This window comes from Nonomuraea recticatena (assembly GCF_039533245.1).
Classification (GTDB): domain Bacteria; phylum Actinomycetota; class Actinomycetes; order Streptosporangiales; family Streptosporangiaceae; genus Nonomuraea; species Nonomuraea roseola.
The window spans coordinates 1-17,036 of the sequence record NZ_BAAATE010000050.1; the positions used below are offsets into that span (position 1 = coordinate 1).

General features: G+C 70.1%; 16 protein-coding genes. 15 read left to right on the forward strand and 1 reads right to left on the reverse strand.

Annotation, left to right across the window (positions count from 1 at the left end; translation table 11 throughout):
- The 5 genes from infB to truB all read left to right on the forward strand — a co-directional run.
- Window positions 1-2,069, forward strand: a 2,069-nt coding sequence (gene infB / locus ABFX50_RS46525) for a translation initiation factor IF-2 (protein WP_346156709.1), incomplete at its 5' end; no start/stop codon positions are given.
- A 281-nt stretch (window positions 2,070-2,350) separates the two neighbouring features.
- The gene (locus tag ABFX50_RS46530) at window positions 2,351-2,647 is read left to right on the forward strand and encodes a DUF503 domain-containing protein (RefSeq protein WP_183657340.1); all 297 of its coding nucleotides are present in this window, start codon (window positions 2,351-2,353) and stop codon (window positions 2,645-2,647) included.
- A gap of 22 nt (window positions 2,648-2,669) precedes the next feature.
- Window positions 2,670-3,140 (forward strand): 30S ribosome-binding factor RbfA, encoded by a 471-nt coding sequence (gene rbfA, locus ABFX50_RS46535; protein WP_346130225.1) that lies wholly within the window; start codon window positions 2,670-2,672, stop codon window positions 3,138-3,140.
- The gene (locus ABFX50_RS46540; RefSeq protein ID WP_346156717.1) at window positions 3,137-4,180 is read left to right on the forward strand and encodes a DHH family phosphoesterase; all 1,044 of its coding nucleotides are present in this window, start codon (window positions 3,137-3,139) and stop codon (window positions 4,178-4,180) included. Before rbfA ends, ABFX50_RS46540 begins: the two co-directional genes overlap by 4 nt.
- Window positions 4,177-5,037 (forward strand): tRNA pseudouridine(55) synthase TruB, encoded by an 861-nt coding sequence (gene truB / locus ABFX50_RS46545; protein WP_346156718.1) that lies wholly within the window; start codon window positions 4,177-4,179, stop codon window positions 5,035-5,037. The genes ABFX50_RS46540 and truB overlap by 4 nt, the downstream gene beginning before the upstream one ends.
- A 3-nt stretch (window positions 5,038-5,040) precedes the next feature.
- On the opposite strand, the gene ABFX50_RS46550 is transcribed toward truB, so the two are convergent.
- Window positions 5,041-6,027 carry a TRM11 family SAM-dependent methyltransferase gene (locus tag ABFX50_RS46550; protein ID WP_346156720.1) on the reverse strand — a complete coding sequence of 329 codons (987 nt, stop codon included), beginning with the start codon at window positions 6,025-6,027 and terminating at the stop codon, window positions 5,041-5,043.
- 126 nt (window positions 6,028-6,153) lie between these two features.
- Here ABFX50_RS46550 and ABFX50_RS46555 point away from each other — a divergent pair, with 126 nt between their 5' ends.
- From ABFX50_RS46555 to ABFX50_RS46600, 10 genes are all read left to right on the forward strand, one after another.
- Window positions 6,154-7,119 (forward strand): bifunctional riboflavin kinase/FAD synthetase, encoded by a 966-nt coding sequence (locus tag ABFX50_RS46555; RefSeq protein ID WP_346156815.1) that lies wholly within the window; start codon window positions 6,154-6,156, stop codon window positions 7,117-7,119.
- Between the two features lie 32 nt (window positions 7,120-7,151).
- Window positions 7,152-7,706: a DUF3841 domain-containing protein gene (locus ABFX50_RS46560; RefSeq protein ID WP_346156722.1), complete on the forward strand. Its 555-nt coding sequence runs from the start codon at window positions 7,152-7,154 to the stop codon at window positions 7,704-7,706.
- Between the two features lie 160 nt (window positions 7,707-7,866).
- On the forward strand, window positions 7,867-8,658 hold the full coding sequence (locus ABFX50_RS46565) for a pentapeptide repeat-containing protein (RefSeq protein WP_312895865.1): 792 nt from the start codon (window positions 7,867-7,869) through the stop codon (window positions 8,656-8,658).
- Between the two features lie 202 nt (window positions 8,659-8,860).
- Window positions 8,861-9,130, forward strand: coding sequence for a 30S ribosomal protein S15 (gene rpsO, locus ABFX50_RS46570; protein WP_183657365.1), 270 nt, complete (start codon window positions 8,861-8,863; stop codon window positions 9,128-9,130).
- A 266-nt stretch (window positions 9,131-9,396) separates the two neighbouring features.
- Window positions 9,397-11,742: a polyribonucleotide nucleotidyltransferase gene (locus ABFX50_RS46575; RefSeq protein WP_346156727.1), complete on the forward strand. Its 2,346-nt coding sequence runs from the start codon at window positions 9,397-9,399 to the stop codon at window positions 11,740-11,742.
- Window positions 11,739-13,049: a M16 family metallopeptidase gene (locus ABFX50_RS46580; protein WP_346156729.1), complete on the forward strand. Its 1,311-nt coding sequence runs from the start codon at window positions 11,739-11,741 to the stop codon at window positions 13,047-13,049. The genes ABFX50_RS46575 and ABFX50_RS46580 overlap by 4 nt, the downstream gene beginning before the upstream one ends.
- A gap of 219 nt (window positions 13,050-13,268) precedes the next feature.
- Window positions 13,269-14,006 carry a 4-hydroxy-tetrahydrodipicolinate reductase gene (gene dapB, locus ABFX50_RS46585; protein ID WP_346156731.1) on the forward strand — a complete coding sequence of 246 codons (738 nt, stop codon included), beginning with the start codon at window positions 13,269-13,271 and terminating at the stop codon, window positions 14,004-14,006.
- A gap of 120 nt (window positions 14,007-14,126) precedes the next feature.
- Window positions 14,127-14,600 carry a GNAT family N-acetyltransferase gene (locus ABFX50_RS46590; protein ID WP_346156733.1) on the forward strand — a complete coding sequence of 158 codons (474 nt, stop codon included), beginning with the start codon at window positions 14,127-14,129 and terminating at the stop codon, window positions 14,598-14,600.
- Window positions 14,597-15,256, forward strand: a complete 660-nt coding sequence (locus ABFX50_RS46595) for a TenA family protein (RefSeq protein ID WP_346156736.1) — start codon at window positions 14,597-14,599, stop codon at window positions 15,254-15,256. Before ABFX50_RS46590 ends, ABFX50_RS46595 begins: the two co-directional genes overlap by 4 nt.
- Window positions 15,205-16,899, forward strand: a complete 1,695-nt coding sequence (locus tag ABFX50_RS46600) for a PucR family transcriptional regulator (protein WP_346156739.1) — start codon at window positions 15,205-15,207, stop codon at window positions 16,897-16,899. Before ABFX50_RS46595 ends, ABFX50_RS46600 begins: the two co-directional genes overlap by 52 nt.
- Window positions 16,900-17,036 lie beyond the last annotated feature (137 nt).

Consider the following 17,036-nt stretch of genomic DNA (forward strand, 5'->3'; position numbering starts at 1 on the left):
TCCTAGGTGGCGGTAGCGGCGGCTACGCCGGCGTTCGCGGTGGTGGCGGTGGCGCGGGTCCGCGCACCGGCACCGGCGGTCCCGGTGGCGGCGGCGGTTTCGCCGGTCGTCCCGGTGGCGGCGGCCGTGGTCGCGGCGGCGGTACGGCAGGCGCGTTCGGCCGCCCAGGTGGTCGTCCCGCGCGTGGCCGCAAGTCCAAGCGTCAGAGGCGCCAGGAGTTCGACAACATGTCGGCGCCGGCGATCGGCGGTGTGCAGGTTCCTCGCGGCAACGGCGCGACGATCAGGCTCCCGCGCGGCGCTTCGCTGTCCGACTTCGCCGACCGCATCGGCGCCAACCCCGCCTCGCTGGTGCAGATCATGCTGCACCTCGGCGAGATGGTGACGGCCACGCAGTCGGTCAACGAGGAGACCCTGCAGCTGCTGGGTGCCGAGCTCGACTACAACATCCAGGTCGTCAGCCCGGAGGAGGAGGACCGCGAGCTTCTCGAGGCCTTCGACATCGAGTTCGGCGAGGACGAGGGCGACGAGACCGACCTGGCCGCGCGTCCGCCCGTCGTGACCGTCATGGGTCACGTCGACCACGGTAAGACCAAGCTGCTCGACGCCATCCGCAACACCAACGTGGCGGCGCGCGAGGCCGGTGGCATCACCCAGCACATCGGTGCCTACCAGGTCGCGACCGAGCACGAGGGTGAAGAGCGCAAGATCACCTTCATCGACACCCCCGGTCACGAGGCGTTCACCGCCATGCGTGCCCGTGGTGCCAAGGCCACCGACATCGCCGTCCTGGTGGTCGCGGCCGACGACGGTGTGAAGCCGCAGACGATCGAGGCGCTCAACCACGCCCAGGCGGCCGACGTGCCCGTCGTGGTCGCGGTCAACAAGGTCGACAAGGAGGGCGCGGACCCGAACAAGGTGCGGGCCCAGCTCACCGAGTACGGCCTGGTGGCCGAGGAGTTCGGTGGCTCGACGCTGTTCGTCGACATCTCCGCCAAGAACGGCACCGGCATCGAGAACCTTCTCGAGGCGATCGTCCTGACCGCCGACGCCGAGCTCGACCTGCGGGCCAACCCGACGATGGACGCTCAGGGCATCACGATCGAGGCTCGCCTCGACAAGGGTCGCGGCCCCGTCGCGACCGTCCTGGTCCAGCGCGGCACGCTGCGCGTCGGCGACTCCATCGTCTGTGGCGAGGCCTTCGGCCGCGTCAGGGCGATGCTCGACGACAACGGCGACCCGGTGGAGGAGGCCACGCCTTCGCGTCCCGTCCTGGTGATGGGTCTGACGGCGGTGCCGAGCGCCGGTGACAACTTCATCGTCGTCACCGACGACCGGATGGCCAGGCAGATCGCCCAGCAGCGCGCCGCGCGCAAGCGCAGCGCCGACATGGCGAAGTCGAGCCGTCGCCTGACCCTCGAGGAGCTGTTCAGCAACCTCGAGAAGGGTCGCGTCGACGAGCTCAAGCTCATCATCAAGGGTGACGTGTCCGGTTCGGTCGAGGCGCTGGAAGACGCGCTGCTCAAGATCGACGTCGGCGACGAGGTCAGGCTCCGTGTCCTGCACCGCGCCGTCGGTGCGATCACCGAGTACGACGTCAACCTGGCCGTCGCCGACGACAACGCGGTCATCATCGGCTTCAACGTCCGCCCCGAGCCTCGGGCGCGCGACCTGGCCGAGCGCGAGGGCGTCGACATCCGCTACTACTCGGTCATCTACCAGGCGATCGAGGAAATCGAAGCGGCGCTCAAGGGCATGCTCAAGCCCGAGTTCGAAGAGGTCCAGATGGGCACCGCCGAAGTCCGCGAGGTCTTCAAGGTGCCGAAGATCGGCAACGTCGCCGGTTCGCTGGTCCGTTCGGGCACGATCGTGCGCAACAGCAAGGCGCGGATCATCCGCGACGGTGTCGTCATCGCCGACAACCTCACCGTTTCGTCGCTGCGTCGCTTCAAGGACGACGCGACCGAGGTCCGTGAGGGCTTCGAGTGCGGTATCGGTGTCGGATACAGCGACATCAGGATCGACGACGTCATCGAGACGTTCGAGATGCGGGAGAAGCCGCGCGGCTAAAGCGCGGTCGGGCGCCCGGTGGAGTCTCCGCCGGGCGCCCCTCGCACGCCAGGGTGTCGTACGCATCACTGGCGTCACCTGCGCGGCGAGGACTAAGTCGCCGCGCGCGGGCGTTGACGAAGAAGGGCGTTGCCCATGAGGTCATGGGTGGCGCCGCGCCGTACGCCGGGGGATGGCCCCGCGCGTGCGGGGCGTACGAGGAACCGGGTAGGGCTCCCACCGCGGCCCTTCAGGACTGCCTCGCACGCTTCCGGCCACGAACCGAGCGGTGGATGCCAACGATGTATGTCGGTGCCTTGACCCTGGACATCCTGCTCGGCGACGTGCACTCACTGAAGCAGAAGCGCGGCGTGGTGCGTCCCCTCGTCGCGGAGGTGCAGCGACGCTTCCCCAGCGTCGCCGTCGCCGAGACCGGCCATCTCGACCTGCACCGCAGGGCGGAGATCGGCATCGCCGTCGTCTCGGCCTCCGCGGGCAACTGCGGCGAGGTGATGGACGCCTGTGAGCGGCTGGTGGCCTACCGCCCTGATATCGAACTGCTGTCTGCGAGGCAGCGGCTCTACAACGACGAAGACTGACCGAACACTAGGGGGATCGAAGATGGTGGACGCCGCACGAGCGCGCAAGCTCGCCGACCGCATCCAGCAGATCGTCGCCGAGATGCTGGAGCGGCGGATCAAGGACCCACGGCTGGGCTTCGTGACCGTGACCGACACGCGCATCACCGCTGACCTGCGGGAGGCGACGGTCTTCTACACGGTGTTCGGCTCCGACGCCGAGCGCGCGGACAGCGCGGCCGCGTTGGAGAGCGCGAAGGGGATCATCCGCTCCGAAGTGGGCAAGCAGACCGGTGTGCGCCACACACCCACGCTGACCTTCAAGCACGACCCGCTGCCTGACAGCGCCCGCCAGCTCGACGAGCTGCTGGCCGCCGCCAAGGAGCGCGACGCCGAGGTCGCCAAGCGGGCGGAGGGAGCCTCCTACGCGGGCGAGGCGGACCCGTACAAGAAGCCCGAACTTGACGAAGACGAGGACGAACCCTCCGACCGCGCGGGATACTCCGCAACGTGACGCCCGACGTGCGTGACGAGATCCGCCGTCCGGCCGCCGGGCCCGTTCAGGGTCCGGCGGACGGTGGTATTTCGCGTACGGCGATCGGCGAGGGCGAATGGGACAGGGCGCTGCGGCTGATCCACGAGGCCGACGAGGTGGCGCTGGCCTGCCACATCTCGCCCGACGGTGACGCCCTCGGCTCCATGCTCGCCGCCGCCAAGGCTCTCACGGCGATGGGCAAACGCGTGGTGGCCTCCTTCGGCGACCGCAGGTTCGTGGTGCCGAGGCTGCTGCGCTTCCTGCCCGCCCTCGACCTGCTGACGGTCCCCTCGGCCTTTCCCGCCGAACCCGACCTGATGATCACCTTCGACGCCTCCACGCTCGAACGCCTCGGCGTGCTCGCCGCCACCGCGGGCAAGGCACGCGAGGTGATCGTGGTCGACCACCACGCCTCCAACCAGGGCTTCGGCACGGTGAGCCTCATCGATCCAGGAGTGGCGGCGACAGCCGTCCTGGCCGAGGAGCTCATCCGCCGCCTCGGACAGCCGCTCGACCGCGACATGGCCACACTGCTGTACGTGGGCCTGTCGACCGACACTGGCCAGTTCAGGCACTCCTCGACCACGCCGGCCGCGCACCAGATGGCGGCCAGGCTGGTGGCCGCGGGGCTGCGCACCGATGAGATCGCGCGCGAGCTGTGGGACCGTTCCCCGTTCGCCTACCTCAAGGTGCTCGCGGCGGCGCTGGAGCGCGTGGTGCTCGAGGACGGCCTGGTCTGGACGTACATCTCCCACGCCGACAGGGCGGCGTACGGCCTGCCGTACGACGAGATCGAGGGCGTGATCGACGTGATCCGCCGCACCGACGAGGCCGACGTGGCCGTGGTGCTGAAGCAGGACGACGACGGCGCCTGGCAGGTGTCGGCGCGCTCGAAGGGCGGCGCGGACGTCGGGGCGATCAGCACGGCGCTGGGCGGCGGAGGTCACTGCTACGCTGCCGGGTTCACCTCGCACGACAGTGTCGAGGAGACCATGGCGCGTTTCAAGGAGATGCTGTGACTGAGAGCGGCTTGATCATCGTGGACAAGCCCGCCGAGTGGACCTCCCACGACGTCGTCGGCAAGATGCGGCGCATCGCGGGCACCAGGCGAGTGGGCCACGCGGGCACGCTCGACCCGATGGCCACGGGCGTGCTGGTGATCGGCGTGGAGAAGGCCACCAGGCTGCTGGGCCATCTGGCGCTGACCGAGAAGGTCTACGAGGCGACGATCAGGCTGGGCGTCACCACCAACACCGACGACGCCGAGGGCGAGGTCACCGCGACCTTCGACACCGGCTCGGTGATGCCCGAGGCGGTGCGCAAGGGGATCGAGGCGCTGACGGGGCGCATCATGCAGGTGCCCCCGCAGGTGTCGGCGATCAAGGTGAACGGCGAGCGGGCCTACAAGCGGGCGCGCGCGGGCGAGGAGGTCGAGCTGGCCGCCAGGCCCGTGACCGTCCACGACTTCGACGTCGCCTCCATCGAGGGGCCCGAGATCAAGGCCACCATCCGCTGCTCCAGCGGCACCTACATCAGGGCGCTCGCCCGCGACCTCGGCGCCTCCCTCGGCGTGGGCGGTCACCTCACCGCGCTGCGCCGCACCAGGGTCGGCCCCTACGACCTGTCGCTGGCCAGGACGATCGAGGAGCTGGCCGCCGACTGCGTGGTGCTGCCGATCGGCGAGGCCGTCAGCGCGGCCTTCCCCCGGCGCGACGTGGACGCCGACGAGGCGCGCGTCATCTCGCACGGCGGCCGCCTGCCCGCGGCCGGTCTCGGCGAGGGCCCGATCGGGGTGTTCGGGCCGGACGGCGACCTGCTGGCGCTGGTGGAGGAGCAGGGCAGGGCGGCCAGGCCGCTGGCGGTCTTCGTCGGTTAGGTCCTACCGCTTGCGGGCGACCATGATGTCGCGGACGATCGCCTGGTCCACCCAGTGCTCGAAGTCGGGAAGGGCCACGACCTCGAGGCCGTGCGCGGTGAGGATCCGCGCCAGGTCGTCGCGCGAGCCGCCGTAGGTGTTCCACGAGATGCCGATCGCGCCGCCGGGGCGCAGCAGCTCCTGCCAGACGGGCACCGCCCTGCCGATCAGGTCGAGGGGGCTGCGCGACAGGCCGCCCCCCGCCTTGCTGCCGTGCTGCACGCCGTACGGCGCGTCGGTCACGATGACGTCGAAGGAGCGCGGCTTGAAGAACTCGCGGCTGCGCAGGGTGTCGGCGTTGACCACGGTCACCTGCTGCGCCTCGCCCGCCTTGTAGGCCTCCTTCGAGAGCCCGAAGCTCGCGTTGAACCGCCGTCCGACCAGCGCCCGCTCCCTCCTGACGGGCACGGTCTCCGCGGTGTGCTTGAGGCGCTTGTTCTTCAGCCAGGTCCTGAGGAAGCCGGTGTAGGCCTCGAAGTCCTTGCCGTCGATGTCGACGCCGTAGGCGTCGTAGCCGTACATGAGGGCCTGGTTGAGCGTGGTGCCGCGCCCGCACATCGGGTCGAGGACGGACAGGCGCGCGTTCAGCGCGAAGTCGGAGGCGAGCACGGTGACGTTCAGCAGCAGCTTGGTGAAGTGCTCGTTGGTCTTGCCCGCGTACTTCTGGATCGTGATGAGGTCGCTGGACAGCCGGTCGAGCGGTGTCATCTCCAGGGGGCGCAGCAGGTCGCCCTCGATGCCGAAGATCGCGTAGACGGACGACAGGTTCGACAGCAGCGCGAGGTCGGGCGAGTCCGCCTCGAACGTCACGTACGGCACGCCGCCGATGCGCGTCTCCTCCACCTCGGAGACGTCGGCGAAGACCGCCAGCTCGCTCCTGGTCAGGCGGATGGAGCTTTCGCCGTAGACCCGGTTGAAGGCGGGCAGGATCAGCAGCGCGTAACGAGACATGCAGCGGATGGTACCGCCCACGCGCGGTCGGGCCCTCCACGGCGCCTTGACGGAGGTCGGAGGGCGGACGGCGGCTGCCGCCACCCTCGGTTGCGAGGAATGTCGCCGGGCATGGCACGCTTGAGGATGGTTGATCCGCCAAGAGACGAATGGGGACCGGGCGTGCAGGAGTCGGAAAGATCCGTCGTCACGGTCGGCGTGTTCGACGGCGTGCATCGGGGCCACCGTCAGGTGGTCGAGCGCGCCGTCGCCGTCGCCCGCTCGCTGGAGCTGCGATGTGTCGCGGTGACGTTCGAGCCGCACCCCGCCGAGGTCGTACGGCCAGGCACCCAGCCGCCGCGGCTGACCACCCTGCGCGAGCGCACCGCCCTGCTGACCGGGCTGGGCGTGGACGAGGTCGTGGTGCTGCCGTTCACGATGGAGGTGGCGCGTCTGAGCCCCGCCGACTTCGCCCAGAGCGTGCTGGCCGAGCGGCTGCGCGCCGCCGCCGTCGTGGTGGGCGCGAACTTCACCTTCGGCCACCAGGCCGCGGGCGACCCGTCGGCCCTGCGCGTGCTGGGCGACAAGTACGACTTCACGGTGGAGGAGATCCCCCTGGTGTCCGGCGTTTCATCCACTCTCGTCCGTGAGCTCGTCGCCGCCGGTGACGTCTCGGCCGCGGCCACCCTGCTCGGCCGTCCGCACCGCGTCGAGGGCGTCGTCGTCCGCGGCTACCAGCGCGGCAGGCAGCTCGGCTTCCCCACCGCCAACGTGGAGACCCCGCCGAACACCGCCATCCCCGCCGACGGCGTCTACGCGGGCTGGCTGCGCTGCGTCGCCGTGGGCAACCTGCCCGCCGGTTACGACGGCTGCGTCTGGCCCGCCGCCATCTCGGTCGGCACCAACCCGACCTTCGAGGGCGTGCCGCGCACCGTGGAGGCGTATGCGCTGGACAGGGACGACCTCGACCTGTACGGCATGCACGTGGCGGTCGACTTCGGGGCGCGGCTGCGAGGGAACACGAAGTTCGACTCGATCGAGGCGCTCATCGCCCAGATCCACGCGGACGTCGACAGGGTCAGGCAGCTCACCTCCGGTCACGATAACCGGTAGATCGGCTGTTGCTCCGTTGCCATAATCGCCCGGTGCGATTGTGGACGGTCCAGCACCGAGTGGTCGTCGAGAAGCTGGAGCAGGCCGGTGAGGTGGTCGGGGACTGGACCACGGTGACGAGCCGCTCCTACGTGCCCGCCTACAGGGAGATGGTGGCGGAGATGGCGCGGCGCGGCATCGACTGCGCGGGCCGGCCGCCGCTGTGGGCCTGGCTGGGGCCGGACACCCGCGACGAGAGGGTGGCCGTGACGGCGGAGCTGCTGCTCTGCCCCGAGGGTCCCGAGGAGTACGCCCGCTACGTCGTCCTGGACCTGGAGGTCCCCGACGAGTTCGTGGTGCTCAGCTCGTACGGGCGCTGGAACGACTTCATGGAGGCGACCCTCTTCGGCCCGAGCTCACCAAGCATGGACTGGACGATCGAGCGGAGCGAGTTGGCCGCCGCCGGTCGCGTCCAGGCGTGCCTTCCGCGCCTGGCGGAGCCGTGGGTGCTGGGCGTCCGCCCGCTGGAGCCGTCGCTCGACAAGCCCGAGACGACGCTCGTCGAGAGCTTCGCCCGCAAGGACGTCGCGGACGCATACGACGACTGAGGCTATCGTTGCACTGGGCGTCGAGAGCGGAGAGCGGGTCGACGAGCCGGCCGGCAAGGCCCTCGTCCCCGGTGGCTCTCCCGCCCACGATCCGATGGGCGAAGAGTCCATGTACGGCAGGAGTTTCCAGGGCCCCTGACGGGCACCTGTGGGAGGTTGTGTGAATGGACCCGGCGGCCGTCGAGTCCTGACGAGCCTGCGCGCCGATTGCGGGCGGTGCCAGGGACTGTGCTGCGTCGTTCCCGCCTTCGCCGCCTCGGCGGATTTCGCGATCGACAAACCGGCGGGCAAGGCCTGCCCCAACCTGGGCGCGGACTTCCGCTGCGGGATCCACACCCAGCTCAGGGACAAGGGCTTTCCCGGCTGCACGGTCTACGACTGCTTCGGCGCGGGCCAGCACGTCACCGAGGCGGGGGCCGCGGGAAGGGCCGCCGAGGTCTTCCCCGCCATGCGCGACCTGCACGAGCTGCTCTACTACGTCACCGAGGCGCTGGGCTGGCAGGCCGCCGCGCCCGTGCACGACGAGCTGGGCCGTACGGCGGGCGAGCTCGAGGAGCTCATCGCCGCGCTCACCGTCGTCGACACCGGGGCGCTGCGCGGCAGGATCAGCCCGCTCCTGCTGCGCGCCAGCGAGCTGGTGCGCGGACGCGGAGGGCGCACGATGAAGATGGACCTCATCGGGGCCAGGCTCAGGGGCTCCGACCTGCGCAGAGCCAACCTGCGCGGCGTCCTGCTGATCGGCGCCGACCTCAGGGGGGCGGACCTGCGCGAGGCCGACGTCATCGGCGCCGACCTCAGGAACGCCGACCTGAGTGGCGCGAACCTGACCGGCGCGCTGTTCCTGACCCAGTCGCAGCTCGACGCGGCCAGGGGAGACGCCTCCACACGCGTCCCGAAGGCGCTCGGCCGTCCCGCGCACTGGGCGCGAGCCGAGCGGCCCGTCCGGCGGTGAGGTGGGAGCAGTGAGCGGGCGCCGCGCAGAGCCGACGATGAACGATGTGTCAAGGGGCGGACCGCGATGGTAACCTTGCATGTCGGCTCTGTAACGGTGGCGCTGTGCGCTGCCCTGAAGGCCTTCTCGCGGCGACTGTAGGCACGCATGGTCGTTCGCACTCTCATCTCATTCACGCGTGTCCGTAGATTGAAGGAGAGCCGTGTCCCTCGACACCGCTGCCAAGAAGGCAATCATCAGCGAGTACGCGACGGCCGAGGGCGACACCGGGTCGCCCGAGGTGCAGATCGCGCTGCTCAGCAAGCGCATCAGCGAGCTCACCGAGCACCTGAAGACGCACAAGCACGACCACCACAGCCGTCGTGGTCTGCTGCTGCTCGTCGGTCGCCGGCGTCGCCTGCTGAAGTACCTGCAGAACAACGACATCGCGCGTTACCGTGCGCTCATCGAGCGCCTCGGCCTGCGCCGATAGAGTGAGAAGGGAGCGGCGCTGCGCGCCGCTCCCTTCTCATATGGGTCCCGGCGCGCCTAGCGTCGGACAACTGAATAACCGAGACACACTGATAGCCCCCGCGTCCGCTACAGCACCATGCGACCCGCGACGCCTGCGGGCCGGTCCTCGGTAGTGGCTTCCGGTCGGGATGACCGGGCGCTTCGATCGAAGACCGGCGCTGCACCTAACGAGGGTGCCGGTGAGAAAAGAGGGCGCGGGAGACCGACCAACCTAGGAGGTCCCCCGTGGAGGGTGTCCACACCGCTGAAGCCGTCATAGACAACGGCACTTTCGGCACGCGCACGATCCGGTTCGAGACCGGCAGGCTCGCCCGGCAGGCCGCAGGCTCGGCCGTCGCCTACCTCGACGGCGAGACGATGGTCCTGTCCGCGACCACCGCTTCCAAGAACCCCAAGGAGAACCTCGACTTCTTCCCCCTCACGGTGGACGTCGAGGAGCGCATGTACGCCGCGGGCCGCATCCCCGGCTCGTTCTTCCGGCGTGAGGGCCGTCCCTCCGAGGACGCCATCCTCACCTGCCGCCTGATCGACAGGCCGCTGCGCCCGTCGTTCGTCAAGGGCCTGCGCAACGAGGTCCAGGTCGTGGCGACCATCATGGCGCTCAACCCCGACCACCTCTACGACGTCGTGGCGATCAACGCCGCGTCGCTGTCCACCCAGCTGGCCGGGCTGCCCTTCTCCGGCCCGATCGGCGGCGTCCGCGTCGCGCTGATCGACGGCCAGTGGGTCGCCTTCCCGACCCACCCCGAGCTCGAGCGCGCCACCTTCGACATGGTCGTGGCGGGCCGCGTCCTCGAGGACGGCGACGTCGCGATCATGATGGTCGAGGCCGAGTCCACCAGGGAGACGCTCAAGCTCGTCGCGGGCGGCGCCGTCGCCCCGACCGAGGAGACCGTCGCGCAGGGCCTCGAGGCGGCCAAGCCGTTCATCAAGGTGCTGTGCGAGGCGCAGTCCAAGGTGGCCAAGGTCGCCGCCAAGGAGACCGCCGAGTTCCCCGTCTTCCTCGACTACCAGGACGACGTCCTGGCCGCCGTCGAGAGCGCGGTCAAGACCGAGCTGGCCGCCGCGCTGACGATCGCCGGCAAGCAGGAGCGCGAGAGCGAGCTCGACAGGATCAAGGCCATGGCGGGCGAGAAGCTCCTGGCCGACTTCGAGGGTCGTGAGAAGGAGGTCAGCGCCGCGTTCAGGTCGCTGACCAAGAAGCTCATGCGCGAGCGGGTCATCAAGGACGGCGTCCGCATCGACGGCCGCGGCCCCAAGGACATCCGCGCGCTCAACGCCGAGGTCCACGTGGTTCCGCGGGTGCACGGCTCGGCGCTGTTCGAGCGCGGCGAGACCCAGATCATGGGCATCACCACGCTGAACATGCTGCGCATGGAGCAGGTCGTCGACACGCTCAACCCCGAGCGGACCAAGCGCTACATGCACAACTACAACTTCCCGCCCTACAGCACCGGCGAGACCGGCCGCGTGGGCTCGCCCAAGCGCCGCGAGATCGGTCACGGCGCGCTGGCCGAGCGGGCGTTGATCCCGGTCCTGCCGACGCGCGAGGAGTTCCCCTACGCGATCCGCCAGGTCTCCGAGGCGCTCGGCTCCAACGGCTCGACCTCCATGGGCTCGGTCTGCGCCAGCACCATGGCCCTGCTCGACGCCGGTGTGCCGCTCAAGGAGATGGTCGCGGGCATCGCGATGGGCCTGATCGGTGAGGGTGACACCTACGTCACGCTGACCGACATCCTCGGCGCCGAGGACGCCATGGGCGACATGGACTTCAAGGTCGCCGGCACCAAGGACGTCATCACCGCCCTCCAGCTCGACACCAAGCTCGACGGCATCCCCGCCTCGGTGCTGGCCGCCGCGCTGAAGCAGGCCAAGGGCGCGCGCCTGGCGATCCTCGACGTGATGGAGGAGGCGATCGACTCTCCCGCGGAGATGAACGTGACCGCGCCTCGCATCATCACGATCAAGGTCCCTGTCGACAAGATCGGTGAGGTCATCGGCCCGAAGGGCAAGATGATCAACCAGATCCAGGACGACTCGGGTGCGGAGATCACCATCGAGGACGACGGCACCATCTACATCGGTGCCACCGACGGCCCCTCGGCCGAGGCGGCGCGCAGCGCCATCAACGCCATCGCCAACCCGCACATGCCCGAGGTGGGCGAGCGTTACCTGGGCACGGTCGTGAAGATCGCCGCCTTCGGCGCGTTCATCTCGCTCATGCCGGGCAAGGACGGCCTGCTGCACGTCTCCCAGATCCGCAAGCTGCACGGCGGCAAGCGCATTGAGAACGTCGAGGACGTCATGGGCGTCGGCGAGAAGATCCAGGTGGAGATCGCCGAGATCGACTCGCGCGGCAAGCTCTCGCTCGTGCCCGTCGAGGTCATCGAGAAGGAGGCCGCCGACAAGGCCGCCAAGGGCACGGAGGAGCCTGCCGGTTCCGGCGACGCCCCCGTGGCGGAGGCTCCGGCGGCGGCGGCCGACGAGGACAAGGCGCGCGACGACCGGCCTCGCCGTACTCGCACCAGGGTTCGCAAGCCCGCGGGTGACGGAGAAGACCGCAACTCGTGACCACGACCACGCTGCACCCCGGCAAGGACGGTGCCGGGGTCGTCAGGCGCACCGTCCTCCCCGGTGGGCTGCGCGTGGTGACCGAGACCATGCCGACCGTGCGTTCCGTCGCGGTCGGCATGTGGGTCGGCATCGGCTCGCGTGATGAGGCCCCCGAGCACACCGGGGCCACCCACTTCCTCGAGCACCTGCTGTTCAAGGGCACGCCCACGCGTGACGCCATGGAGATCTCGGCGTCGATCGAGGGCATCGGCGGCGAGATCAACGCCTTCACCGCCAAGGAGTACACCTGCTACTACGCGCGGGTGCTCGACGAGGATCTGCCGCTGGCCGTCGACGTGCTGGCCGATGTGGTCACCTCGTCGCTCATCACCGAGGAGGACGTCGAGTCGGAGCGCGGGGTGATCCTCGAAGAGATCGCCATGCACGACGACGACCCGTCCGACGTGGTGCACGAGCAGTTCTCGGCGGCGCTGTACGGCGACTCGCCGATCGGCAGGCCGATCCTGGGCTCCGTCGAGTCGATCAACGCCCTGCAGCGTGACCGGATCGTGGAGTACTACCGCGCCTACTACCAGCCGCCGCGCACGGTCGTCTCCGTCGCGGGCAACGTCCGCCACGAGCACGTGGTGGAGCTGGTGGCGCGGGCGTACGAGCGGTCGGGCTCGCTCACAGGGCCGAGAGAGAGCGCTCCCCCGCGCACCAGCGGCCCCGGCGCGCCGACGCAGTCCGGCGTGCGGGTCGTCGACAGGCCCACCGAGCAGGCCAACCTCGTGCTCGGCACCACCGGCATGGCGCGCACGGACGACCGCAGGTTCGCGCTCGGCGTGCTGAACGCGGCGCTGGGCGGCGGGATGTCCTCCCGGCTTTTCCAGGAGATCAGGGAGAAGCGCGGGCTGGCCTACTCCGCCTACAGCTACACCTCCGCCTACGCCGACACCGGCCAGTTCGGCATCTACGTCGGCTGCATGCCGTCGAAGATCGACGACGTGCTGAAGATCTGCAGGGACGAGGTGGCCAGGGTCGTCTCCGAGGGCATCACCGAGGAGGAGATCGTCCGCGGCAAGGGTCAGATGCGCGGCGGTCTCGTGCTCGGGCTTGAGGACACCGGCTCGCGCATGTCGCGGATCGGCAAGAACGAGCTGGTCTACGACGAACTGATGTCGGTGGACGAGGTGCTGTCCCGCATCGAGACGGTCACCCCCGAGGAGATCGCGTCGGTGGCGGGCGACATCCTGAACAGGCCGATGACGCTGGCCGTCATCGGTCCCTACGCCGACAAGGACTTCTCCCACGCCATCAGCTGACCATCCTGTACGGCACGACCTTTTCAGCCTGTACGGCACAGCGGCGTCACGGCCACCGGGGTCACTCGGTGGCCGTCCGTCTTTCACGCCACTCCAGCGGGACTCCGGTTCCCGCCGTCACGTCAGGCCGGTCGGCGTGGCGGCTTCGCCACCCGCTCAGGCGCTTTCCGGCCTGCCGTGCAGCGTGAAGGGACAGGACGCACCGCTAAGGTGAGAGCTGTGATTAGAGTGGGCGTGCTCGGAGCACGGGGACGGGTCGGCGTCGAGGTGTGCAAGGCCGTCGAGGCGGCCTCCGACCTCGAGCTCGTGGCGGCGATCGACAAGGACGAGCCGATCGATTCCCTCGACGGCGCGCAGGTGGTCGTCGACTTCACCCATCCCGACGTCGTCATGGGCAACCTCGAGTGGGCCATCGCGCACGGCATCCACCCCGTGGTCGGCACGACCGGCTTCGACGAGGCGCGCCTGGCCACCGTCCGCGGCTGGCTGGAGCGTTCCCCCGGCACGAACTGCCTGATCGCGCCCAACTTCGGCATCGCGGCCGTGCTGATGATGCACTTCGCCCAGCAGGCCGCCAAGTACTTCGACTCCGTCGAGATCGTCGAGCTGCACCACCCGAACAAGGCCGACGCCCCTTCGGGCACCGCCCGCCGTACGGCGGAGCTGGTGGCCGAGGCGCGCGCGAAGGCCGGCATGGCGGCGATGCCCGACGCGACCAGCTCCGAGCTCGAAGGGGCGCGCGGCGCCGACGTCAACGGGGTGCACGTGCACGCCGTACGGCTGGCGGGGCTGATCGCGCACCAGGAGGTGCTGCTCGGCGGCGACGGCGAGACCCTCACGATCAGGCACGACACGATGAACAGGTCGTCGTTCACCCCTGGCGTGCTGCTCGGCGTACGCAGGGTGGGCGAGCTGCCCGGCCTCACCGTCGGCCTGGAGCGCCTGCTCGACCTGTGAAAGAAATGTGCCCATGCCGGAGCATGGGCACATTCTGTGGAGAGGGTTCCGGCTCCGCACAGCCGGGCGCACGATCATCACACTAGTACCACACCCGATCAGCGGCGGAAAGGCGAGTGCGTGTCGGTGGTCCGTTGGGCTCGCGAAGAGGAGCTTCCCGCGCTGGCCGAGGTGGAGCGAGCCGCCGACGGGCTGTTCGAGCAGGTCGGCATCGTGTTCCCGCCGGGCACCACGATGATCGAGGAGTGCGACGATCCCGGCAGGGTGCTCGTCGAGGGGCGGGGCTTCGCCATGATCAGCATGGTCGACGGCAACGTGCACCTCGACCAGCTGGCCGTCCACCCCGACAGCATGCGGCAGGGCATCGGCGGCAGGCTGATGGCCGCCGTCCACGACCACGCCCTGGCCGTGGGCGCCCCGGGTGTGACGCTGACGACCTTCCGCGACGTTCCGTGGAACGCGCCCTGGTACACCAGGCACGGGTTCGCGCCCATGGACGATCCCGGCCCCGAGCTGCGCGCCATCGTCCAGCACGAACGCGAACTGGGCCTCGAAATAGCACCACGGATCGTGATGTACCGTCCCGTAGTGTGAGGTTTCGCGACGAGCTGTGGCGGGCGATGGACGGCGTCTATCGCCAGATTCTGCGCCATCCCTTCCTGGAGGGTCTGACCGACGGCTCGCTGCCGCGCGAGGCCTTCCGCCACTACGTCATGCAGGAGGCGCACTTCCTGCCCGACTACGCCCGCGCGCTGGCCGCCTGCGCCGCCAGGTCGCCGCATCCGCAGGCGGTGCACAGGTTCGCCGCCGACGCGGCCAGGACCGTGGAGGTCGAGCACAGCCTGGTGGTGGAGCTGCTGGCCGCCTTCGGCCTCGACGAGGTCGAGGCGCTGAAGTCGCCCGCCGCCCCCACCACCGTGGGCTACGCCTCCTACCTGGTGCGCACCTGCTCGCTCGGCACCTTTCCCGAGGCGCTCGGCGCGATCGTGCCGTGCTACTGGATCTACGCCCGCGTCGGCGAGAAGCTGCTGGCCGAGTCGTCGCCCGACCCGCTGTACGCCTGGTGGATCGAGACCTACGGCGGCGAGGACTACCAGGACACCGTCGCCGGCGTGCTCGACCTGCTCGACGACCTCTCGTTGAGCGCCGAGGAGCGCGAGCGGCTGCTGGAGCGCGCGGTCACGACCGCCAGGTTCGAGTGGATGTTCTGGGACGCGGCCTGGTGCCAGGAGAGCTGGCCATGCGGCTGAAGGACCTGGTCCAGGACGATCACCTGGCGCTGAAGGTCCTCACCGGGCACGACCTGCTCGACCGCAGGGTGCGGGGGGTCGCCACCACCGACCTGCCCGACCCCTCCCGCTTCGTCAAGCCGGGGGAGCTGGTGCTCACCGAGCTGACCTGGCACACCGGCGCCGACTCCGCCAAGGAGTTCGTGGACCGTCTCGGCGACGTGGCCGCGCTGGTCTGCGGCACCGCGCTGAAGGTACCCCCGACCGACCTCATCGACGTGTGCGCCCAGGCGGGGCTGCCGCTGCTGACACTGCCGGTGGACGTGCCGTTCAGCCGGCTGACCGAGCACGTGCTGCGCGCGCTCATCGCCGAGCTGGGCTCCAACCCCCGCAGGCCGTACGGCGGGCGCAGGCGCCTGGCCAGCACCCTCGTGGACGGCGGCAGCCTCACCAAGCTCGTGGACACGGTCGCGGGCGAGCTCGACGTGCCCTGCTGGGTGATGTCGGCGACGGGCAGGGTGATCGTCGGCTCGCAGCCGCTCAACGAGGACTCCAGGGCGCGGCTGGCCCATACCTTCCTCACCGCTCGTTTCCTGCCTGGCATGGTCGACGGCCTGTCGGTCTTCCCGATCAGCAAGGGGGTGCCGCACAGGATCGCCAACTGGTTCCTCGCCTACAGGGGCGAGGACGTGCAGGGCGACAGCGAGGACGTCATCGTCGAGCTGGCCGCCCTCGTGGCGCTGGAGCGCTCGCGCATGGAGGCGGCCCATCGGATCGAGCGCCGCGTCCTGGACCAGCTGTTGCAGCTGCTGGAGTCGGGCGACGCGGACCTGCCCGGGCTGGTCTCGCGCCTGCACACGCTGCACGTCGAGACCGAGCACGGACTCCTCGTCGTGGCGCTGACGGCGGGCGGCCCCGAGGTCAGCGTCGCCGTCCTCGACGAGCTGCTGCGCCCGCTGGCGCCCGGCATCGTGACGGCCTCGCACGCACCGGGCTCCTGGGGCTCTGCGGGCACGGGCGCTTCGGGCCAGGGCTCGCCGGGCACGCGCGCTCCGGGTGCGTCCGGCTCCGGCGTGACCGGCTCGGGTGCGGCTGGCTCGGGCGCCGCGGCTTCCGGTTACGCGGGTTCGGCGGGGGAAGCGGTGGCGCTGGTTCCGCTGGCAGGCAACAGCGCGGCCGAACTGGCCGAGCACCTCGTGAGGGGCGCCCGCATCCTGGAGGCGGGCCTGGGGGAGGAGCGGATCTCCCTCGGTGTCAGCAGCGTGACGACCGGCCCGGCGGGACTGAACGGTCTGATCGAGGAGGCCAGGCACGCCCGCTCCCTCGCCTCCCTCGGCACCGGCAAGGTCAGCGTCGTGACCGGCGACGACGTCAGCTCCCACCGCACGCTGCTGGCGGCCATCCCCGACCCGCTGCGCCGCTCGTTCAGATCGAGGCTGCTGGGACGGCTGGAGGCGTACGACGCGACGAACCAGACCGAGCTGCTGGAGACGCTGGAGACGTTCCTGGAGGAGTCGGGGTCGTGGGCCGCGACGGCCGACCGGCTGCACGTGCACGTGAACACCCTGCGGTACCGGCTGAAGCGAATCGAGGAACTGACGGGACGGTCCCTGAACTCGTGGGACGAGCGAGTGGACTTCCTGCTGGCGCTCCGCATGCGCTGACCCGCATCCCTGAGGAGCGGATGGCCCAGAGCCGCTTTTGTCGATGCCATCCACCTGAACGCGGGCGCTGGGCGGCCTCAGGTGGAGACGGTCGGGGTGAGGCGCGGGGGGCCCGAGCGAGCGCAGTCGCGTCACCG

Bases quoted from the DNA above. Each gene is read 5' to 3' on its own strand.
- ABFX50_RS46530 (WP_183657340.1), top strand. From the start codon at position 2,351: ATGTATGTCGGTGCCTTGACCCTGGACATCCTGCTCGGCGACGTGCAC.
- ABFX50_RS46550 (WP_346156720.1), bottom strand. From the start codon at position 6,027: ATGTCTCGTTACGCGCTGCTGATCCTGCCCGCCTTCAACCGGGTCTAC.
- ABFX50_RS46555 (WP_346156815.1), top strand. From the start codon at position 6,154: ATGGTTGATCCGCCAAGAGACGAATGGGGACCGGGCGTGCAGGAGTCG.
- rbfA (WP_346130225.1), top strand. From the start codon at position 2,670: ATGGTGGACGCCGCACGAGCGCGCAAGCTCGCCGACCGCATCCAGCAG.